The following is a 21955-nucleotide window of genomic DNA, read 5'->3' on the forward strand; positions in this document are numbered from 1 at the left end:
GCTTGGATACATGAACTTGAGTAAACGCCTTGATTGAGTGCCTTCCCGTGCCGAAATGGCACGAAAAGGTCCAACACTCTACCTAGCTTGCCATCTCTTCAACATAACCATCCGCTAGTTTCATTTTCTGCTTATCGGTCATTACCTTGCCGGCTAACTGGAAGAAACGCTGCTCTTCTTCCTCAAGATGGTGCAACACTTTGTGACGTAAGGTTTTCATTAGGTTGAGCCACGCTGGCGAGCTCATATCGGTTGCATCAAGCTGTGCAATCACTTTATCAATTTCATGATGCTCTGCGATGCCATGGCGAGTGAGATCAATGGTCTTATCGCTATCTATTAAAGGCGCGTAGAAAAATCGCTCTTCTGCCGCTGCGTGCTGTTCGAGTTCCTCTTTAAGGTTGTGGTAAAACTCTTCACGAACGGGGGAATCTCCAGACGTTTCCATCAGAGCATCGAGTAAAAGGCGCTGCTTTTCATGACTCTCTTTCAGTACATCAAATATGTTTTTCATCTTTGACTCCTTATCTGATTGTAAACAATTGGGACAAAAGGAAGGGCGGTGATTGACCGCCCCTCTCTTACATAGCTATGCGTAAAAACCTAACCTGATTCGGCTAACAATCTTGGTCTTCAGCGTTTAGGTTTTCTTTAATGTTTTCACATTCATCTTCAATCGCATTTTGGGTTTCTTCGGCGGCTTCATCTATCTTTTTGCCGGCCTGTTCCATTGGCCCTTCTTCACTACAAGCTGCCAACGCAAACACCAAACCGAATACTGCGGCGATACGGTAAATAAATGACGTAAGTCGCATGGAATCTCCTATCTATTTACGTTTTTTCTTCCCAGCAGAACAATCACTATTGATACAATTAATGACAATAGGAATAGGTAAAATATCACTTGCGCGATAGAGGCAGCAGCTCCTGCAATACCGGTAAAGCCTAATAGTGCAGAAATTAGTGCCAGTGCCAGAAAAATAAACATCCAACGAACCATAGTGTTACCTCCTAATAAAAGTGGGTTAAAAGTGTTACCTCCTAATAAAAGTGGGTTAAATCACTCGGCTCGCTATTATTGAACCACTTCTAGCTTATCAATCACCTTATTTACGTCATTGGTGTTATTTGCAATTGAAATTGCAAGATCATGCTCCGCATCTGAATTAACTTTACCTGCCAACGTTACCGTTTTGCGTTCTGTCGTTACATCAATATCCGTACCACTCACATTGGTATCCATTAGTAGGCGCGTTTTAACTATAGTCGTGATTTTAGAATCGGTCAGTGTAGCTAAAGCTTCTGAATCAGTTTCTTTCTTGCCTTCATTCACTACTGACAATTCGTTGTTTACTTTTTTCACACCATCAAGACCAGTAACAAGCTCTTCGGCAAGTGATTTTTCAAGATCATTGTTTACCGAACCAGAAAGGGTAACGACCTGATTCTCTACATCGGTATTGATATCAAAAGAGTTGAGATTGCTGTTTAGCAGTAGTGTGGTTTCAGCTTTACCATCTAGCCAAGCGTCCATGGATTCTTTTTCCCATTTATCACTCGCTAAGACTGCTGTAGATGAAGTAGCAAGAACTGACGTAAGTACAATTTTAGCTGCGATGTTATTCATGGTAATTCTCCTTTATTGACGTTGCACTTCCCTAGGAGCAAACCATGTGCCAACTTTATAACTCATTGTTTTTAAGTAACTAATAAAGGAAAGAGGTAAAAATGAGATGAGCAATAAAGTATAAGCATGAATTATTTACACGTAAAAAATGTAATTTTTAATCGGTGATAAAGCCTCCGTCACTTGTGCCTAAATAACCTGATAAAACAGAAAGGCTATTTCTCCAGAATCAATTAATAGCAAAATTATTATTTTAAAAATAAAAATCTGAACAAAAGGAAATATCTACTGATGGCTCTCACCGATATATATCAAAAAGGGGCTAACAACATAAAAATACCGAACAAATCCTTAAATCTATGCTGACAATATTTTGTCTTGTGAAGTGAGAATAATCCACGTACATTGTTTCTGTCATAGTAAAGAGGACATTTCTATGTCGATGCCAAGCCTGTTTCTAAGAATACAAGATCCATCACTTAAAAATGCCATCGCTTCTTGCCAGGAACTGAACAAATTTCGTCTGCATGACATCGATGCCGCAGACCAATGGATTGAAGATTTCCTACAACTCAAACCGGAAGTTGCGATTGTTGAAGTCGCCCACTTTACTAGTGCAGATTATCAACGTCTTTCTAATATCGAAGACATCTACGATATGGACTTGATCATCATTAGCTCTGGCGCTCCAAATGAGAACTTGGATAAGCTGATGAACTTGGGTGCTATTTTTCACTACAGAAAGCCCGTTGATATTGCCATTCTGACGGACACCCTGAGCGAAGTCAGCCAGTACTATCAACACAAACAAGATCAAGGGCGTAAAGTGTCCACCAGCGATCTTGACCAATTTGGTCTTTTGGTCGGATCTTCCTCTCCGATGCATCAGCTCTATCGTATGATCAGGCGCGTTGCTAAAACAGAAGCCAACGTCCTTATTGTCGGTGAAAGTGGATCAGGCAAAGAACTGGTGGCGCAGACCATCCACTTAGCGAGTGAGCGTAAACAACAGCCCTTTATAGCGATTAACTGTGGTGCCATTAGCCCTGAATTGGTTGATAGTGAACTGTTTGGCCATGAGAAAGGCGCTTTTACCGGAGCAAATAAAACTCACCAAGGTGTATTTAAGCAGGCAGAGGGCGGCACACTATTTTTAGATGAAATCACCGAGATGCCTATCGAGCATCAAGTGAAGCTATTGCGGGTGCTAGAAACCGGAGAGTATCGCCCAGTTGGCAGTAATACAGTTCATATCGCTAATACTCGCATCATTGCTGCTACAAACCGTGATCCTAAAATCGCCATTGAGGAGCAGTTCCTGCGTGAAGATCTGTTTTTCCGGTTATCGCATTTCCCATTAACGATACCGCCACTGCGAGAGCGAAGCGGTGATATCGTCGGTCTGGCCAAGCACTTTATTGCGCACCGCAACGCCAATGAGGCAAAAACCAAAACGATTCTTGACTCTGCGATCCAAAAAATCGCTGCACACGACTGGCCAGGTAATGTCCGTGAGCTCAAACACACGATCGAGCGTGCATTCATTTTGGCTGATGACACCATCCGAGATGAACATCTTATCTTCGACACACCACCATTGGAAACAGGCACCAGTATCGAAGACCTTGTTCCGGCGGGCGTTTCGCTAGAAGAGCTAGAAAAAGCCGCCATTCTCAATACCCTTGAAGAGAATCAAGGTAATAAAACGGAATCAGCGCAGGAGTTAGGCATTAGCGTGAAAACGCTCTATAACAAACTCGAAAAGTATCAAGACGAGTAACTCGCTATGGGAATACAAAAAGAGCACTGACTTTTATTCAGTGCTCTTTTTGTATCTTATCTTTTATGCAGTTAGGCTGCGTTTGGTGTTTGATTAAACCCACTGCCCCGCAACAAAGCCGCTCGACCAGCACCACTGAAAATTGTAGCCCCCTAGCCAACCAGTCACATCCATCACTTCACCAATAAAATAAAGCCCTTTAATGTCTTTGCATTCCATGGTTTTCGAGGATAAGTGATCAGTATCGACACCGCCGAGTGTCACTTCCGCAGTTCGGTAGCCTTCAGTGCCATTCGGGGCGATATCCCAATGCTCTAGACGCTCCACAATCGCCGCAAGCTCCTTTTGATTGAACTGTTTTAGCGGTTTATCGACTAGCTCTTTACGTTCAATTAAGACTTCAACCAGACGCTTAGGCAGCACTTTGGCAAGCGTATTCTTGAGTGACTGATTTGGATGCTTCTCACGACTGCGTTCTAATAACTCAGCAACATCATCGTTTGGCACAAGATTGATCAACACCTTTTGTCCGGCCCGCCAGAATGAAGAAATCTGTAACACTGCTGGACCAGATAACCCACGATGTGTGAACAACAGGGCTTCTTTGAACATGGTGCCATCTTCAGCCGTAATTTCCGCAGGTACCGCGATACCAGATAACTCAGCAAAGTCTTCTTTGTCTTCTTTATGCAGAGTAAATGGTACAAGCCCTGCCGTGGTTGGGATAACTCGAAGACCAAATTGTTCCGCGACTTTATAACCAAATGGTGTCGCTCCCAGTTTTGGCATCGACAAGCCACCTGTTGCGATAACTAAAGACTCACATTCGACAATCTCAGTACCAGCATGCAAACGAAAGCCTTCATCAATTTTTTCAATCGAATGAACATCGCATTGGTAACGCTGCTCGATGTTCGGCATGTCACACTCAGCTAACAACATCTTCACGATATCTTTGGCCGTAAATGCATCGACACAAAACAACTGGCCGTGATCACGCTCTTCGAACTCAATGCCATGTTTACACACCATCGAGATGAAATCCCAGTTAGTGTATTGGGAGAGCGCCGACTTAACAAAGTGCGGGTTTTGACACAAATAGTGATTAGCTGAAACGTCGTAGTTAGTGAAGTTACAACGACCACCGCCCGAGATAAGGATTTTACGTCCTGGCTTTTTAGCATGATCGAGCACCAAAACACGGCGGCCTCGCTTGCCTGCTTCTGCAGCACACATTAAACCTGCTGCGCCTGCGCCAATTACAACAACATCAAATTTCTTACTCATCGGTAGCTCTTAGACTGATTGGTATCGAATCAAAATAAAAAAGGATGTGCACATTGCACATCCTTGCTTTCTAGGCGCGACATTCTACCGACAAATACCGAAAGGGAAAAGCGCTTAAACTCTAAGCGCTCTGTATGTACGTAAAATCTCAGACAGAACAACTATCTAGATCATCGACTCTTAGAGAATGAAGGCAGCAAGTAGCGTCACGCCGAGCAACGCAGTCGATAGAACAAACAATTCACGCACTCTTTCACACTTACCAGTAAAAATTTCATCGTGGTGATGATGATATTCTTTACTTTTAATGTAGTGATACAACCTCACCTGCTTGGTGACATTTCCATGAGTGGTAAAAAAACCATTACCATCAACTTGCTGATATAACAGCGGATGCGCTTCACGCATGATATAAATTAGAGAACGAAGAGCGGTGAGATACCGGACCATATTAACTCCAGTTACCACCATTAGCGCAAATAAGATTGTGTCTCCACTGATCATCTTTTCCTCCCTACATCTTCAACAATGCTCAAGAGAAAAAGACGACCAACACTTCGTCTTTACCCGCTACTTACAACGTCCCAAAACGCGTTTACGCAGCTGGAGCATCCATGATTGAAGATGAACCTTCTTTCGCCATTTGTGCTAGATCTTTGTCGATGAAGAACAACGCTTTACCGTCTTCACCTACCAGTTCGATCTTATCTAAAATCCCTTTAAACAACTTCTCTTCTTCGTGCTGTTCTGACACGTACCACTGTAGGAAGTTAAACGTTGAGTAGTCTTGGCTAGTAAATGCAACGTGCGCCAGTTTGTTGATTTTTTCCGTGATCATTTGCTCATGTTCAAATGTCTCGCGGAAAACGTCACCTAGGCTAGCAAAGTCATGCTTTGGCGCATCAATAGCGCCTAAGATTGGCATTGAGCCAGTTTCACTCACGTAAGTGAATAGGCGTTGCATGTGCTCCATTTCTTCTACGGCGTGAGCGCGTAAAAATTCAGCCGCACCTTCAAAACCTTTGTCTTCACACCAAGCACTCATTTGTAAGTATAGATTGGATGAGAAAAATTCTAGGTTAATTTGCTCATTCAATTGTTCGACCATAGTTTGAGACAGCATGTTAACTCCTATTATTGTGCATGCAATATACCCAAGTAACCTCGAAATAAGTGACGCTGCGAGAATAGCTTGGTCTGGCAGACACGGCGAAGTTTCACTTCAACTCTAGTCAGTAACACTACGCTTATTTCAGCATATCAAAGTCACTTGGGTATAACGCCACTATAACATGATTACTGAGACAAGACTTTGTACCTACGGCACCGATATGAGATCACTTCAGCAATTTTTTTTTGGGGTTGGTGCTAATCTAAAACTATGACCTTACAAGGAGATAGCAATATGAGTTACAAACACATACTTGTGGCAGTCGACCTTTCAGACGACAGTAAAGTGTTGATTAAGAAAGCCGTATCACTGGCTAAACCTCTGGATGCGAAAGTCTCTTTTATTCACATCGACGTGAACTACGCAGAACTCTACACCGGGCTTATCGATATCAATATGGCAGAAGCGCAACATCAAGCAATGGAAGCATCGCGCACACAATTGGCAAACTTCGCAGAATATGCGCAATACCCAATTGCCCATACTTTAGTCGGTAGTGGCGATTTGAGTAATGAGCTGTGCGATACTATTCAAGACTACAGTATCGATTTGGTGGTTTGTGGTCATCACCAAGATTTCTGGAGCAAGATTCTATCTTCGACTCGACAGCTGATTAACTGCTCACCAGTCGATATGCTGGTCGTACCGCTAAAAGACTGATTGGCGCAGCGATAAAACTTGGTTAGACTGCGGGCACATTTGTTGTTGATAAAGATTCTCATCCATGGCTTATCTATCCGCAGTTACCCTACTTTGGGCATTCTCATTTAGCCTGATCGGCGTTTACCTCGCCGGTCAGGTTGATTCTTGGTTCTCGGTGTTCATGCGCGTGGCACTGGCGAGCCTGGTTTTCATTCCCTTTTTGAAATTCCGTGGCGTTAGCAAACCCCTGATCGCGAAACTGATGACCGTCGGTGGCTTCCAGCTCGGTTTGATGTATTGCTTCTACTACCAATCTTTTTTGCTCCTTTCCGTGCCAGAAGTATTGCTGTTCACCGTATTCACACCCATTTACGTCACGCTAATCTATGACTTCTTGAAAGGTCGCTTTTCACCTTGGTACTTAGTTACCGCAGCAATAGCCGTATTTGGTGCCGCCTGGATTAAATTTGCAGGCATTAATGAAGATTTCCTACTGGGCTTTTTGGTCGTACAAGGGGCAAACCTCTGCTTTGCCATCGGTCAGGTGGGCTACAAATATATCATGGAGAGTGAACCCGTCGATTTGCCACAACACACCGTGTTTGGCTACTTCTACTTAGGTGCACTTTGTGTAGCAACCGTGGCTTTCGCGCTCATGGGTAACCTCGACAAACTACCTACCACTGCAACACAATGGGGCATTCTGACATACCTTGGGTTGATTGCTTCTGGTTTTGGTTACTTTGCTTGGAACAAAGGCGCGACTATGGTGAACGCAGGTGCACTGGCAGTAATGAACAATGCATTGGTTCCGGCGGGCTTGATTGTAAACATTGTGATTTGGAACCGCGATGTTGATGTCATGCGACTCGCCATTGGCGGTGCGATCATCATGCTATCCCTATGGATTAACGAAACCTGGGTGAAAAAGCGCGTAGAGATGAGTTACGCCAATAAGTAACGCAGCTAATCCTATAAACATTTCGACAATAAAAAACGCTCTCCGACTGGAGAGCGTTTTTTGTTTGATTAATGCACTTTGGCTTGTGAGATTGCGTTCATCAAAGCATTAGGTGGCGTTGGCAGCAACACTTCTAGTTTCGCATTGCGCGCTTCAAGCTTGCGCTGACGCTTAAGTAACTTTTGTTGTTTTTTCGCCACTTTTAGCAACTTCTTTTGCTGCTTATAGTGCTTTTTCAGTGTTTTTTTCGCTTTCTTGAGCGATTTTTTATCCGCTAAATCAAACCATACTGGTGCGTCGGCTCTTACTGGCTCCGGAGATTTTTCGGCTTGTTTTTTCTCTTTCACACGCTCAACAACACGCCTCACAATCGCGGCTTTTTCGTTGCTTTGTTTAGTGGTCACTGGAATCGCTTGTGCTGGCAGAGCTTCAACCAATAAGCCACATGCTTGTTGCTCACTCAATGGCTTGTCTTGGCATTTTTGTGGAGGAATTGCGGCTGGCTTACAAAGGGTATCTTTGGCCGATGAAGAGCGTGCGCAAGAACGACAAACGAATTTTGGTGCGACAACTAAACGATGGATATCACCAAGTTCTGCCGCGATCTGTTTGCGACTCATTTTACATAAACGTTTAGCCATTCTACTACTCCAGCTTCCCAGTTATCGACCGCATCACAACAAGTGAAATAATAATAATTCTTAGTTAGATATACAGTCAGGGAAGGGAATTAGCAAGAGAAAACTATCAATAGAGACGAGGAAAGAGAGGCTGAGTCACAGCACGACACACCGTACTGTGACAAGAAAAGTTGAGCCGTCAGGAAGTTATGCCATCGATGCTTTAACGTAGACATCGAAGCGATTTTTTTTCGTTTCAATCGCCATGGTCGGTTTTTTCTCGTTCAGCCAGTTAGCATAGTCTGGGCGTTTAACTACTACACGCTTTGTGGCTAACGCCATGGCTGGTTCTAGTAGGCCATCGGCGTCCAAATCGGCGCCAACCAACGATTGGAAAACGCGCATTTCTTTTTTTACGAGCGCCGACTTCTTTTTATTTTCTGGGTGCGGATACATCGGGTCAAGATACACCACATCTGGCTGGACAAAGTCTTTATCTTGCGCCAATTGCTCTAGCGCATCATGGCTAGAAGCATGGATTAGCGACATGCGCTCAGATACCCAGGTGCCGATTTCGGAGTCTTGTTTCGCTCGAGCCAAGCCATCATCTAACAAAGCGGCTACGACTGGATGGCGCTCGACCATCTGCACTTTACAACCTAGCGAGGCGAGCACAAACGCATCACGACCAAGACCTGCCGTGCCGTCTAACACGGTTGGCGTTGCCCCTTTGTTCAAACCCGCCGCTTTCGCAATTGCCTGGCCTTTACCACCACCGAACTTGCGACGATGACCGACCGCACCACCAATCAAATCCACAAAGATTGCACCCAGCTTTGGCTCATCCACTTTACGTAGCTCCAAACGCTCGGTGGTTAGCACCAAAGCAAAATCGCTATCGTCAGTGTGAGAAAGCTGCCAACGCGCAGCGAGTTCATCAAGATGAGATTGTTGAGACGGGTTTTCACAGATCAATTGCAGTTGCAAAAGGAGGCTCCAATAAAAATCGAGGTAACTGGCGCTGAGTGTATACCTAAGTTACCTATTAATGCTAGGTTGAGCTTGCTACGCAGAGGTTATACAACCGTCAGTTGCTCCACTAGCTCAGAAAGCGGCTTAGGATGGCCAATACCGTAGCCTTGGCCGTAGTCCACACCGAGGTCTATCAAATGCTGCATAACCTGGTCATTTTCGACAAACTCCGCCACCGTCACTTTACCGAGCTGTTTCGCCAAGTCATTGATTGAACGAACCATCACGCGGTCCATTTCATTTACGTTGATATCTTGCACGAAAAGACCATCAATTTTCACAATATCGACAGGAAGTTTCTTTAAGTAACCAAATGAAGATAATCCAGATCCGAAATCATCCAATGCAATCATGCAACCCAAAGCCTTTAGCTTGGTAAACAGCTCAATGGCTTGATCCAGATTACTCATCGCCGCTGTCTCGGTGATTTCTAAGCAGATTTTTTCACACGGCAGAGTCGAACTTTCCAATCGATCCAATAAGAAGTCAATAAACTCTTGATTCCCCATAGATTGACCTGAAAGGTTTATCGAACAGCGACCAAGCTGTTCAACCACCTCAGGACGCTGTTCAAACCACTCTAGTGTTTGAGTAATAACCTGCTTATCAATCCAATGGGCAATGTTGTAACGCTCGGAAGCAGGGATAAACAGCGCAGGAGAAACATAATCACCGTACCCATTGCGAATACGCACCAAAATCTCAAAATACATTTGAGTCTCGTGCTTTTGTAAGCTTTTTATCGGTTGAGCAAACAGTTCTAAACGTTGATTCGACAATGCCTCATGCACCAAATTGACGCTCTGCATTTCCATCTGACGACGCTGCAACTCTTCGTTATCTAAGCTGAATAGATTATAGCGGTTACGGCCTTGCTCTTTAGCGGCGTGACAAGCAGAGTCTGCTTGAGCGTGCACCATTTGTGGCGTATCAGCGGTATGATCGATGATACGGATACCAATTGAGCAACTGATGAACAGGCGTGTGTCTTCCCAAATAAAGAGGTGTTCGCTTAGTGTCGAGATGATCAGTTTGGCAATATTGATGGCGCCATATTCGTCACAGTCTTTGAGTAACACCGCAAACTCATCGCCTCCCATTCGAGCCAAGATGGAATTGTACGGCAGAACGCCTTCCAGCATACTTGCGCAGAATTGAATCGCCGCATCACCTGCATCATGCCCAACCGTATCATTGAGGACTTTTAGTTGATCTAAGTCGAGGTACAACATGGCGTGGACTCGACGATGGCTGTCCACTTCGCACAGTGCGGTCTTAAGCTCTAGTTCAAAGTGGTTTCTGTTGTAAGTCCCCGTCAGTAAGTCATAGCGAGCTTGGTATTCCAATTTCTCGGAAAGCAGTTTGGTTTCGGTAATATCTTCGCCCACAATCAGCAGTTGCTCAGATTCACTCAGCGGACGAATATTCTCGCGCACCCAAACACGATGACCATTTGCATGACGATACTCGACTTCACGTCGCCAAACACCATGCACTTGCTGGTTGGGTTGCAATAACACTTGGCGAGGGAACAGCACTTTGTCATCAAAATAGAACTCCCTCAGGCGATGTCCGAGCATGTCCATCGGTTTGTAGCCAAGAAGTAGTTGAGCAAATCGATTCACTTCTTGAATTCGGTTATTACTATCAAGCGTCACCATCATCACGGGCTGCTGCTCATAATAGTTGCGTAGGGTTGACTCACGTTGGTAGAGCTTGTCCTCCATCAATTTACGACTGGTAATATCGCGCGCTTCAAACAAGTATTGCTTATGATTCCCTACTTGCTGAGAAAAAGGCTTGAGCGAAACTTCTAACACCAATGCGCCGTGTTCTTTACTCCAAATTTCAGCTTCAAACGTCGACACTTGATGGTGAGGCGCGTGGAAATACTCCTCAAGCAACGCTTGTGCTTTTTCACTCCAGTTGGGGTGAAACCAAAGTGGTCGGTCTAAACGCAGTCCTTGGTGATAAAGTAAGGATTGAAGGTGATCGTTGCCCGATTTAAGCACACCGTTGGCATCCAAAATGCCCATATACTGCATGCTCTGATCGAAAATCGATTCTAGAATAGCCTGGCTTTCTCGCGCAGCGCTCTCACTTCGACGCATCCGCTGTAAATAATAACCCATCAGCAAAATGACCACCGACATCACCACAAACAGGCTACCAAACAGGCGAATTTCCTTGGCAAAACGTTCAGAAAGCTTCATTGGCTTATTAAAAAATACCGCAGAAACCTCTTGTTCAGCCCCCAATCCCCAACGCGCTACCGCTTGGTAATCGAGCTTTATTTCAGAATCACTTTTTTTCACGGCAGGCAGAGGCTGATCAGGGTTATCCAAAACGAATTCAAGCATCTCTGCACTCTCAATACCATGCCGATAACCACTTTGAATAACCCCTCCAACTGCGCCATGACCCAAACCAATGTCATGCACCATAAACAGCGGCGCGTTTGAGACTTTGTTGACACCAACCCAGTCACGCTCGCTGCCAACCATACCTTGTTTATCTCGGTAATAGGTCCAGAACAAGACGACTTTATCGGAACTCAGTTTTGCGACTTGTTGTTTTAGATCGATGATACTGTCTGGGACAACTTGTACGATTTTGTCTCGATATTGCGGGAACTTGAGGACAAAATTGTCGATTTGATAACGCAACACCTCACCGGTCACCGAGTGGTCACTGACGATGAGAACTTGTGTGTAGTTCGGATGTAAGCGCTCAATAAGAGCGAGATTCGCTTCCAAATCGACATCTTCCATGACTCCGGTTGCATTCAGAGAACGATGTAAAGAAGGATGGTAGTTATTAATGCCGTTAAATATAACTGGGGTGTCTTTGATGATTGGGGCTAAACGCTGCATGAGTTCAAGCGCATTGTTATCGCTCACTAAAATGGCATCGAATCGCTCTTTGCGTAATTTCGTAAGATATAAGGATTTTAGTTGTGCAAAAAACTGCTCACTCTGGTTACGTTTCGAGTCTAGATAGAGCACACGCATGTCCAGCGCTCGATCGCCCAGCTGTTGCTCGATGCCTCGCTGTATGGAGTCCGTCCAGAAAAAACCCTGATGATAGGAGTGCACGACCAACACCTTCGGATCTGAGGCCGTAGCAAACGCGCTCCAACATAGCGCGGCAATAACCAGAAAACGCTGCACATTATCTCCATAGCTCGGAGTTAACCCGCAGTTACTCCTGCCAAACCTTGTGAATCCTATCCGCTATGAGTATAAAAGGGAGGTAAAACTCTATCCCTAACGGAAATCATAGTATGAATGCGAGCCTGCCGAAACTCGACGACCTTGACCGCGCAATATTAAAAACACTGATGGCTGACGCCAGAACGCCCTACGCAGAAATGGCAAAGCAGTTCGATGTCAGCCCTGCCACTATCCATGTGCGTATCGAGAAGATGAAGTCGGCGGACATCATCGAAGGAACGGAGGTGATCATCAATACTAAAAAGCTTGGCTACGATGTGTGCTGCTTTATTGGTATTAACCTCAATGCAGCTCGTGATTACCACTCCGCGTTAGAAAAACTCAACGCGCTCGACGAAGTCGTTGAAGCTTACTACACCACGGGCGCGTATAACATATTCGTCAAATTGATGTGCAAATCGATTGAAGAGCTGCAATTTGTACTGATCGACAAGCTGCAAGCCATTGATGAGGTTCAGTCCACGGAGACATTAATATCGTTGCAGAACCCGATCAACCGCAACGTAAATCCGTAAAATTTTTTATAAAAAATGTACAAAAAAGGCCAACCGAACGGTTGGCCTTGATGTTTTTTGCTCAATTTACGCCGCAATACCCGAATGGCGCAACAGTGCATCGATTTGTGGCTCGCGGCCACGGAAGCGCTTAAACAGCTCCATTGGCTCTTCACTGCCCCCCATTTCTAGGATGTTGTTCAGGAAGCTTAGACCCGTCTCTTTGTTGAAGATGCCTTCTTCTTCAAAGCGAGAATACGCGTCTGACGACAGCACTTCAGCCCACAGGTAGCTGTAGTAACCCGCACTGTAGCCACCAGCAAAAATATGACCAAAGCTGTGTGAGAAACGCGCCCACTCAACCGCAGGAACTACCGCGACTTTCTCTTTCACTTTCGCCAGAGTTTCCAGTACACGCGCACCCACTTCTGGGTCATATTCAGTGTGAAGCGTGAAATCGAACAAGCCGAATTCTAGCTGACGCAAAATACCCATCGCAGATTGGAAGTTTTTCGCCGCGAGCATTTTGTCTAGCATCACTTTTGGTAGCGGCTCGCCCGTTTCGTAGTGACCAGAAATGAACGCCAGCGCGTCTTCTTCCCAACACCAGTTTTCTAGGAACTGACTTGGTAGCTCAACCGCATCCCAAGGTACGCCATTAATGCCTGATACCGCGCCAGTTTCTACCTGCGTCAGCATGTGGTGGATGCCGTGACCAAATTCATGGAAAAGTGTCACAACTTCATCGTGCGTAAACAGTGCTGGCTTGTCGCCTACTGGACGGTTGAAGTTACAGGTTAGGTACGCAACCGGCGTTTGCAGTTCGCCAGATAGCGTAATACGACGACCACGACAGTCATCCATCCACGCGCCGCCACGTTTGTGTTCACGAGCGTAGAGATCTAGGTAGAAGCTGCCACGTAGTGTGCCTTCAGCGTCAAAGATGTCGAAGAAACGCACAGATTCGTGCCAAGTGTCTACGCCTTCACGCTCAGTAACGGTCATGCCAAACACGCGGTTTAGCACTTCAAACAGACCGCTCACGACTTTTGACTCTGGGAAGTATGGGCGCAGCTCTTCGTCCGAGATTTGGAACAAGTGCTGTTTTTGCTTCTCGCTATAGTAAGCGATATCCCACACGTTCAGCTCTTCAACGCCAAATTCGCTCTTAGTAAACTGACGCAACTCTTCAATTTCGCGCTCACCCTGCGGTTTCGCACGTGTCGCTAAGTCATTTAGGAAGCCAAGCACTTGAGCCGGAGTTTCTGCCATTTTGGTCGCCAACGACTTCTCACTGAAGGTGTTGAAGCCCAGCATACGTGCGATTTCATGACGCAGTTTTAGCTGCTCAGTAATGATTTCTGAGTTGTCCCATTTGCCTGCGTTTGGACCTCGATCAGAAGCGCGCGTCACGTACGCTTCGTACACTTCTTTACGCAACTCTTGGTTATCGCAGTACGTCATGACAGGTAAGTAAGATGGGATATCTAGCGTAATGAGGTAACCATCTAACTCTTTTGCTTCTGCGGCAGCTTTCGCTGCTGCCAGCGCCGATTCTGGCATACCTGCTAGGTCTTTCTCGTCTGTGATGTGCTTGGTCCAACCCATGGTGGCATCCAGCACATTGTTAGAGAATTTAGAGCTCAGCTCAGACATACGTTTGCTGATCTCGCCGTAACGGTGCTGCTCATCGGATGGCAAACCAATGCCTGATAACTCGAAATCACGCAGTGCATCAGTGATGGTTTTCTGCTGGGCACGAGTTAACGTTGCAAATTCTTCGCTCGCTTTGATGGTTTTGTACGCTTCGTACAACCCTTTGTGCTGACCAACCCAAGTGCCGTACTCTGACAAAATTGGTAGGCAACTTTCGTAAGCTTCACGTAGCTCTTCGCTGTTCACTACCGAGTTCATGTGACCCACTGGCGACCAGATGCGGCTTAAGCGATCATCCGCTTCTTCAATTGGCGCAATCACACTGTCCCAAGTTGGGTGAGCGTTGTCTTGTAGAACTTCATCGATTTTTGCTCGGCAGTCAGCAATCGCTTGCTCAACGGCAGGCTTGATGTGTTCTGGTTTAATTTGAGAAAACGGAGGTAGGTCCGTAAACGTCAGAAGAGGATTAGACATGAATAATTCCTTTTGTGTTTTGACTCTGTGATTGCCTGTCTATTTTGTGTAGATAGGCCAACTCAATGTACAGACGAGCCAGCAACATGGATTGGGGGAGCTCCGTTCCCTTTCTCTATGCCGCGATGACCATCTTATAGTCAACCAGCGCTACTCTGTCCTTGAGTCTTGTTATACCTAAATGAGATTTCACACCCTTTTGAGTGCGAGAAACTCACCTAGTTCAATTCGATTACCAATAGTAAGTGTGGGTGACTTAAAGAAATTTCAATAGCGTCCCCTTATCAGAGGAACAGATTTGATTGGAAGTTCTACATCTTTAAGTTACTTGAGTATAATACCGCCATAGAGTGAAAATCACAGACCACACTCAGACAAAGAGTGTTTCGAGAGTTTAATTTGTTAAGTTACCGCCACAGCTTCCACGCTGGCAACCATGCCGACGTGGTCAAACACATCGTTCAAAGCCTCATTCTTGATGCGCTGAAACAAAAAGATAAGCCATTCGTTTATCACGATACCCACTCGGGTGTGGGCCGTTACGATCTGACTCACGAATGGTCTGAAAAAACGGGCGAATACAAACAAGGCATCGCACGTATTTGGGATAACCCAAGCATTCCTGAAGACATCAAAAGCTACATCGATGCCATTAAAGTGCTCAACAACGGCGAGAAGCTGCGTTACTACCCAGGCTCACCACGTGTGGCGCGCGCGCAAATCCGCCCACAAGATCGCATGGTGCTGACCGAGTTGCACCCGGCCGATCACCCATTGTTAGAGCAAGAATTCCATCGTGATCGCCAAGTGAGCATCTTCAAAGAAGACGGATTCCAACGCCTCAAAGCAAGCCTACCGCCACAAGAGCGTCGTGGTTTGGTGCTGATTGACCCACCATACGAACTCGCGAAAGAGTACCGCGATGTGGTACGAGCGATTCATCAGAGCCATAAACGTTGGGCAACCGGTATCTACGCGATTTGGTACCCAGTGGTAAACCGCCATGACATCGAAGATATGAGCGAAGGCTTGGAAGCACTGGGCATTCGTAAAATTCTGCAAATCGAGTTAGGTGTTGCACCAGATACCAACGAGCGCGGCATGACGGCATCCGGCATGATTGTGATTAACCCGCCATGGAAACTGGAAAGCCAGATGAAAGAGATTCTGCCATTCCTGCAAGACGCGATCGCACCAGCAACTGGCCACTGGAAAGTGGACTGGATTGTGCCAGAGTAAGCACTTCAGTACTGCTATCTTCAAGCGCAACGATATTCTCGTTGCGCTTTTTTATGCTCTCACCTTCTCCCTCCAATCGTGCTTATTCTTCTTTTTGTGCCTCTCATCGCTATTTGTCATAAGTATTGTCGCTTTTTCCCATTTAGGAATTAGTCGAATTCGATTTATGATAGTGGGATAACGGTGGCATTGAGTTCGGACAAGGTCATCCCAATCTATCTATGTACCAGATAAAATTTATAAGCTCTTGGAGAAAGTAATGGCGACTCATTTTGACTATATCTGTATCGGTGGCGGCAGTGGCGGCATCGCATCTGCAAACCGTGCGGCGATGTACGGCGCGAAAGTTGCGCTAATCGAAGCTCAAGACCTTGGCGGTACCTGTGTAAACGTAGGTTGTGTACCGAAAAAAGTGATGTGGCATGGCGCGCAAATCGCAGAAGCGATGAACCTGTACGCAGAAGATTACGGTTTTGATGTCGACGTGAAAGGTTTCGACTGGAGCAAACTGGTTGAGAGCCGTCAGGCATACATCGGTCGTATTCACCAATCTTACGATCGCGTTCTAGGCAACAATAAAGTAAACGTGATTAAAGGCTTTGCTAAGTTTGTTGACGAAAAAACTGTCGAAGTAAACGGTGAACACTACACAGCAGATCACATCCTGATCGCGGTTGGTGGTCGTCCTACTATTCCAAACATTCCAGGCGCTGAATACGGCATCGACTCAAACGGCTTCTTCGACCTAGCAGAGCAACCAAAACGCGTTGCGGTTGTGGGCGCTGGCTACATCGCAGTTGAAATTGCTGGCGTACTGCACGCGCTAGGTACAGAAACGCACCTGTTCGTACGTAAAGAGTCACCACTGCGTAGCTTCGATCCAATGATCATCGATACATTGGTTGAAGTGATGGACGCAGAAGGTCCAAAACTGCACACCCACTCTGTACCAAAAGAAGTGGTAAAAGAAGCCGATGGCAGCCTAACTCTGCACCTAGAAAACGGTGAAAGCCAAAACGTTGACCAACTGATTTGGGCAATCGGTCGTCACCCAGCGACAGACGCAATCAACCTAGCGTCAACCGGTGTGGCAACGAACGAAAAAGGCTACATCAAGGTAGACGAATACCAAGAAACTAACGTGAAAGGCATCTACTGTGTGGGTGACATCATGGAAGGCGGTATCGAACTAACACCAGTAGCAGTGAAAGCGGGTCGTCAACTTTCTGAGCGTTTGTTCAACAACAAACCAAACGCGAAGATGGACTACGATTTGGTACCAACTGTGGTATTTAGCCACCCACCAATCGGCACTATCGGTCTTACAACGCAAGAAGCAGAAGAGAAGTACGGCAAAGACAACATCAAAGTTTACACATCTGGCTTTACTGCGATGTACACCGCTGTTACTAAGCACCGTCAACCATGTAAGATGAAGCTTGTATGTGCGGGCGAAGAAGAAACGGTTGTTGGTCTGCACGGCATCGGTTTCACGGTAGATGAAATGATCCAAGGCTTCGGCGTAGCAATGAAGATGGGCGCAACCAAAGCAGACTTCGACTCTGTTGTGGCTATCCACCCAACGGGCTCAGAAGAGTTCGTAACGATGCGTTAATTACGCGCTAATCGCATTGCTGATTTCAGTGAATCATTTGAAAAGGTCATCTTAGGATGACCTTTTTTTGTTATCCCATGCTTAACTCGCATTTTCCAATAACGTGCGAATAAACTCGGCTTTAATAGCACTCTCCTGCTTACCATCATGAATCAGACACAAGTCTGCACGCAGTGACTCTTTCAGCTTGATAAAACGAATCCCACGCCAATGATGCTGAGAAAACGTCGACGGCACCAACGTCACGGTATTGCTGTTTGCCACATACGCCATCAAGGTGCTTGGCTCCACCACTTGTTTGCCAATATGGGGTGAAAAGCCTTCTTGCAGACAGGCATTGATGATGAAGTTTGCCGAGGCAGAATTCGCCAAACTCATAAACGCAAACTCACACGTCTTTAAATCTTGGAGCCGCAGCAAAGATTTGCTGGCTAACTCATGTTGCTCCGACACCGCCACCACAAACACATCTTTGCCCAAAGATACCGACTGATACGGATAAATGTTGAGTGCATCAGCAAAACGCACAATGCCCACATCGATTTTCTTCTCGCTAAGGTGCTTCTTTTGCGTCTCTGGGTTAAGGTCAAAAATGTCGGCGTGATAAGTGTCATGCTCAGCATGGAAGCGCTGTAACAGACGATCAAATCCGCCCCAAAATGCGCTACTTACCACACCAACTCGCAAGATATTTCTCTGGTTCAACCCCACTTGCTGAACTTGATTGAGCGAGACATCTAAGGTCTGAAAAATCAGTTGGCATTTGGACTCCAACAATCGTCCGGCCTCCGTCAGCATGACGTTTCTTGAATCACGCTCAAACAGTTTGACGTTAAGCACCTCTTCCAACTCTTTGATGCGATTGCTCAACGGCGAATTGGTGATATTGAGGTTCTCGGCCGCCTTAGTGAAATGCTTGGTTTGTGCGACCTCGTAAAAGTAACGCAGCATCTTCAGCGTCACGCGCTCAAATGGTTCTGACTTCATGCATTGAGTCCTAGCGAATTTCATCATCCTCTTTTTAAGGATGATAGTAGCGAATAAAGCAAAGATAACCAGCGCAGAAAGTCACACAATGGAATCAACACACAACCAGAAGGTGACTAACATGAATCACGATCCAGTAATCGGCGCGCTACAAACCATTCGCGAACGCAAACCAAACTTCCAACCTAAAGCGGCGTTTATTTTAGGCTCTGGCTTAGGCGTATTGGCAGACGAGCTACAAGACAAAGTGGTCATTCCATACGAAGAGCTCGAAGGCTTTCCGGTTAGCACCGTGCAAGGCCACTCTGGTGAGTTGGTACTTGGCACCATGGGCGGCGTAGACGTAGTGTGCATGAAAGGTCGCGGTCACTACTACGAACACGGCTCAATGAAGGTCATGACCACGCCCGTGCGCACCTTTAAAAAGCTGGGCTGTGAGTTTTTGCTCGTCACCAACGCAGCAGGCTCACTTCGCCCTGAACGCATTGATGTCGGTTCTCTGGTGGTATTTCATGATCACATTAATACCATGCCTGAATCGCCAATGATCGGTCCGAATGATGAAGAGTACGGCCCGAGGTTCTTCAGCCTCGCCAATGCGTACGACAAAGACCTACGTGCAGAAGCGTTTGAAGTCGGCAAAGCCAATGGTATTCACCTGAATGAAGGTGTGTTTGTCTCTTACACAGGCCCCAACTTTGAGACCGCAGCCGAAATCCGCATGATGCAAATCATCGGTGGTGATGTCGTGGGCATGTCGGTCGTGCCAGAAGTGATTTCTGCGGCGCATTGCGGCTTACCCGTATTGGCAGTATGTGCGATCACCAACATGGCAGAAGGCTTGGGAGATGTAGAATTGTCTCACGCCCAAACATTGAAGTGCGCGAAGCTAGCCGAAGCCGATTTCATTCGCTTTATTAAGCGCTTTATGAAGCATCACTTCTAAAGCCGTTTCATCCCAAAAAGAAAAAGGGTCATCAAGTTACTTGATGACCCTTTTTCGTATCACGTTTCCCAACGTTCGGGGGCATTTCGGAGCCGTTTGTGCGTTTTACTTAACTGCGCGAACCAATTCAGCAATGCCTTCCCAATCGCCGTTGTCCATCATTGCGGTTGGCACCATCCACGTACCGCCACAAGCTACAACCGATTTCAGCGCTAGGTAATCTTCCACGTTGGATGGGCTTACGCCACCTGTTGGCATGAATTCAACTGGGTAAACCGCCGTGAGTGCTTTCAGCATGCTTACGCCGCCTGATGGCTCAGCAGGGAAGAACTTCAACGTACGCAGACCCATTTCCATCGCTTGCTCAACCAAGCTTGGGTTGTTTACACCCGGTACGATAGTCACGCCACGTTGCTGACAGTATTTCACTGTGGTTGGGTTGAAGCCTGGGCTAACGATAAAGTCCACGCCCGCTTCGATCGCGATGTCCACTTGTTCTGTGGTCAGAACGGTGCCCGCGCCAATCAACAATTCTGGGTACGCTTCACGCATGATGCGAATCGACTCCGCCGCAGCTTCGGTGCGGAATGTCACTTCCGCACATGGTAAACCGTTTTCTACCAACACTTTTGCCAGTGGCAGAGCGTGTGCTACGTCGTTGATTGCGATAACTGGGACGATTTTGATTTCTCTTAATCGTTGTTCAAGTGTTGTCATGGGGAACCTCTAAAGAATAAAGCTTAATGTTGCGACGATAATAAACGCGATACCGCCAAGTAACGTTTCCATTACCGTCCAAGTTTTTAATGTGGTTTTCTCATCCATCTCAAGGAGACGAGATACCAACCAGAAACCAGAGTCATTGAAGTGAGACAGTACCGTTGCACCACCCGCAATCGCGATTACGATAAAGCAAAGGTCGAGTTCACTCAAACCTGTTGATGCTGCCACAACCGGCGCGATAAGAGCCGCCGTGGTGGTTAGCGCTACGGTTGCCGAGCCTTGAGCAACACGCAGACAGGTTGAAATCACAAACGCCGCCACAATCACAGGCATACCTGTGTCCGTAAGAACGTCAGCCAGTGCATCACCAATACCGCTTGAGCGCAGTACGCCGCCAAACATGCCACCTGCACCCGTTACTAGGATAACACCACAGATAGGAGCCAATGACTCACCACATAATTTTTCTAGTTTTGCCATGCCGTAGTCTTTGGCAAACACAGCCAGACAGACAATCAAAGTGATCAGCAACGCAACTGGGGTTTTACCTAGCATGCGTAGGAACTCAACCAGTGCCGTTTTGCCATCAATCACACCCGCAACCGCCAGTGTGTTCAATACCGTATCCAAACAGATTAGCAGGACTGGCAGCACAAGGATGGTCATAACCGTGCCAAATTTTGGTGCGTTGCGCTCATCCACCATCGCTTCGCCATTAAAGAAGGCTTTAGATAGTGGGATATCGAATTTTTTGCCCGCGTACAAACCAAATAGGTAAGCGCCAAGGTACCAAGTTGGAATAGCAACCAAAATACCCACCACCAATAGCAGACCGATGTTTGCGCCAAGGAATTCTGCCGCTGCAACCGGACCTGGGTGTGGTGGAACAAACGCGTGCATAACCGCAAAAGCACCGGCTGCTGGCAACGCGTATTTAATTGGTGAGCCACCAAAACGAGCCGCCACACTTAGGATGATTGGCATCATCACTACAAGGCCAGCATCGAAGAAGATTGGGAAGCCAAACAGTAATGAAGCGACGCCCAAAGCAAATGGTGCGCGCTCTTTACCAAAGCGACCAATCAAAGTGTCTGCCAGCACTTTCGCACCGCCAGTCACTTCAAGAGTTTTACCGATCATCGCACCAAGACCAACCAGCAATGCCACGGAAGCCAGTGTGCCGCCGAAGCCGCCCATCATGGTCGATACGACTTTCTCAGAAGGAACGCCAGTGGCGATTGCTGTGCCTAAACTCACCATAGTAAGGGAAGCAAAAGCATGGACTTTCAGTTTAATGATCAGAACGAGTAACGCTGCAATGGCAAGGCCTGCAATCGTCAGTAGGAACGTAGGATCTGGGGCTTGGGTTAATTGCTCCATAGGTTCACCTTTAAGAATTATTGTTTGTGTTATGGTTCACATTTATTTCAGTTACCGGTAACATGTTACCGATAACATGAATAAGATA

21 protein-coding genes are annotated in these 21955 nt (G+C 46.4%); 7 read left to right on the forward strand and 14 right to left on the reverse strand.

Going from position 1 to position 21955, the window contains the following annotated elements; translation table 11 throughout:
• Window positions 1-82 precede the first annotated feature (82 nt).
• From R7M92_RS20430 to R7M92_RS20445, 4 genes are all read right to left on the reverse strand, one after another.
• A complete protein-coding gene (locus R7M92_RS20430) occupies window positions 83-514 on the reverse strand; it encodes a hemerythrin domain-containing protein (protein ID WP_213968524.1) in 432 nt (143 codons plus the stop codon).
• A 103-nt stretch (window positions 515-617) separates the two neighbouring features.
• On the reverse strand, window positions 618-815 hold the full coding sequence (locus tag R7M92_RS20435; protein ID WP_005379178.1) for a hypothetical protein: 198 nt from the start codon (window positions 813-815) through the stop codon (window positions 618-620).
• An 8-nt stretch (window positions 816-823) separates the two neighbouring features.
• A complete protein-coding gene (locus R7M92_RS20440; protein ID WP_005379177.1) occupies window positions 824-1000 on the reverse strand; it encodes a DUF1328 family protein in 177 nt (58 codons plus the stop codon).
• 75 nt (window positions 1001-1075) lie between these two features.
• A complete protein-coding gene (locus R7M92_RS20445; protein WP_005379174.1) occupies window positions 1076-1627 on the reverse strand; it encodes a BON domain-containing protein in 552 nt (183 codons plus the stop codon).
• 436 nt (window positions 1628-2063) lie between these two features.
• Here R7M92_RS20445 and R7M92_RS20450 point away from each other — a divergent pair, with 436 nt between their 5' ends.
• Window positions 2064-3407 carry a sigma-54 dependent transcriptional regulator gene (locus R7M92_RS20450; RefSeq protein ID WP_318134111.1) on the forward strand — a complete coding sequence of 448 codons (1344 nt, stop codon included), beginning with the start codon at window positions 2064-2066 and terminating at the stop codon, window positions 3405-3407.
• 93 nt (window positions 3408-3500) lie between these two features.
• On the opposite strand, the gene R7M92_RS20455 is transcribed toward R7M92_RS20450, so the two are convergent.
• From R7M92_RS20455 to ftnA, 3 genes are all read right to left on the reverse strand, one after another.
• Entirely contained in the window at window positions 3501-4694 is a 1194-nt protein-coding gene (locus R7M92_RS20455) for an NAD(P)/FAD-dependent oxidoreductase (RefSeq protein ID WP_005382944.1), read from the reverse strand.
• A 180-nt stretch (window positions 4695-4874) separates the two neighbouring features.
• Window positions 4875-5198 (reverse strand): universal stress protein UspB, encoded by a 324-nt coding sequence (gene uspB / locus R7M92_RS20460; protein WP_005379169.1) that lies wholly within the window; start codon window positions 5196-5198, stop codon window positions 4875-4877.
• A gap of 91 nt (window positions 5199-5289) precedes the next feature.
• Window positions 5290-5817 (reverse strand): non-heme ferritin, encoded by a 528-nt coding sequence (gene ftnA, locus R7M92_RS20465; protein WP_005379167.1) that lies wholly within the window; start codon window positions 5815-5817, stop codon window positions 5290-5292.
• A gap of 282 nt (window positions 5818-6099) precedes the next feature.
• On the opposite strand from ftnA, the gene uspA reads away from it, so the two are divergent.
• Entirely contained in the window at window positions 6100-6525 is a 426-nt protein-coding gene (uspA, locus tag R7M92_RS20470) for a universal stress protein UspA (protein WP_005379165.1), read from the forward strand.
• A 64-nt stretch (window positions 6526-6589) separates the two neighbouring features.
• Window positions 6590-7468: a carboxylate/amino acid/amine transporter gene (locus R7M92_RS20475; RefSeq protein WP_017635030.1), complete on the forward strand. Its 879-nt coding sequence runs from the start codon at window positions 6590-6592 to the stop codon at window positions 7466-7468.
• A gap of 68 nt (window positions 7469-7536) precedes the next feature.
• Here the strand turns inward: R7M92_RS20475 and R7M92_RS20480 are convergent, their stop codons facing one another.
• The 3 genes from R7M92_RS20480 to R7M92_RS20490 form a co-directional block, all read right to left on the reverse strand.
• Window positions 7537-8109, reverse strand: coding sequence for a hypothetical protein (locus R7M92_RS20480; RefSeq protein WP_104975734.1), 573 nt, complete (start codon window positions 8107-8109; stop codon window positions 7537-7539).
• A 186-nt stretch (window positions 8110-8295) separates the two neighbouring features.
• The gene (locus R7M92_RS20485) at window positions 8296-9075 is read right to left on the reverse strand and encodes a class I SAM-dependent methyltransferase (protein ID WP_053349765.1); all 780 of its coding nucleotides are present in this window, start codon (window positions 9073-9075) and stop codon (window positions 8296-8298) included.
• Between the two features lie 89 nt (window positions 9076-9164).
• On the reverse strand, window positions 9165-12290 hold the full coding sequence (locus R7M92_RS20490; protein WP_213872484.1) for an EAL domain-containing protein: 3126 nt from the start codon (window positions 12288-12290) through the stop codon (window positions 9165-9167).
• Window positions 12291-12403: 113 nt separating this feature from the next.
• Between R7M92_RS20490 and asnC the strand changes: the two genes are divergently transcribed.
• Window positions 12404-12868, forward strand: a complete 465-nt coding sequence (gene asnC / locus R7M92_RS20495) for a transcriptional regulator AsnC (protein ID WP_005389595.1) — start codon at window positions 12404-12406, stop codon at window positions 12866-12868.
• A gap of 66 nt (window positions 12869-12934) precedes the next feature.
• Here asnC and prlC read toward each other — a convergent pair whose 3' ends face one another.
• Window positions 12935-14977, reverse strand: a complete 2043-nt coding sequence (gene prlC / locus R7M92_RS20500) for an oligopeptidase A (RefSeq protein ID WP_262638796.1) — start codon at window positions 14975-14977, stop codon at window positions 12935-12937.
• A 399-nt stretch (window positions 14978-15376) separates the two neighbouring features.
• On the opposite strand from prlC, the gene R7M92_RS20505 reads away from it, so the two are divergent.
• The gene (locus tag R7M92_RS20505) at window positions 15377-16216 is read left to right on the forward strand and encodes a 23S rRNA (adenine(2030)-N(6))-methyltransferase RlmJ (RefSeq protein WP_318134114.1); all 840 of its coding nucleotides are present in this window, start codon (window positions 15377-15379) and stop codon (window positions 16214-16216) included.
• 259 nt (window positions 16217-16475) lie between these two features.
• Window positions 16476-17831 (forward strand): glutathione-disulfide reductase, encoded by a 1356-nt coding sequence (gorA, locus tag R7M92_RS20510; protein WP_005379157.1) that lies wholly within the window; start codon window positions 16476-16478, stop codon window positions 17829-17831.
• A gap of 81 nt (window positions 17832-17912) precedes the next feature.
• Here gorA and R7M92_RS20515 read toward each other — a convergent pair whose 3' ends face one another.
• Window positions 17913-18818: a LysR family transcriptional regulator gene (locus R7M92_RS20515; RefSeq protein ID WP_258645023.1), complete on the reverse strand. Its 906-nt coding sequence runs from the start codon at window positions 18816-18818 to the stop codon at window positions 17913-17915.
• Between the two features lie 121 nt (window positions 18819-18939).
• On the opposite strand from R7M92_RS20515, the gene xapA reads away from it, so the two are divergent.
• A complete protein-coding gene (gene xapA / locus R7M92_RS20520; RefSeq protein WP_005379149.1) occupies window positions 18940-19764 on the forward strand; it encodes a xanthosine phosphorylase in 825 nt (274 codons plus the stop codon).
• A 105-nt stretch (window positions 19765-19869) separates the two neighbouring features.
• Here the strand turns inward: xapA and R7M92_RS20525 are convergent, their stop codons facing one another.
• A complete protein-coding gene (locus tag R7M92_RS20525; protein WP_005379148.1) occupies window positions 19870-20481 on the reverse strand; it encodes a bifunctional 4-hydroxy-2-oxoglutarate aldolase/2-dehydro-3-deoxy-phosphogluconate aldolase in 612 nt (203 codons plus the stop codon).
• Between the two features lie 9 nt (window positions 20482-20490).
• Complete coding sequence (locus tag R7M92_RS20530) at window positions 20491-21867, reverse strand: GntP family permease (protein WP_318134117.1); 1377 nt, start codon at window positions 21865-21867, stop codon at window positions 20491-20493.
• Window positions 21868-21955 lie beyond the last annotated feature (88 nt).

It is taken from the genome of Vibrio sp. Vb2880 (genome assembly GCF_033337975.1).
Lineage (GTDB): Bacteria > Pseudomonadota > Gammaproteobacteria > Enterobacterales > Vibrionaceae > Vibrio > Vibrio alginolyticus.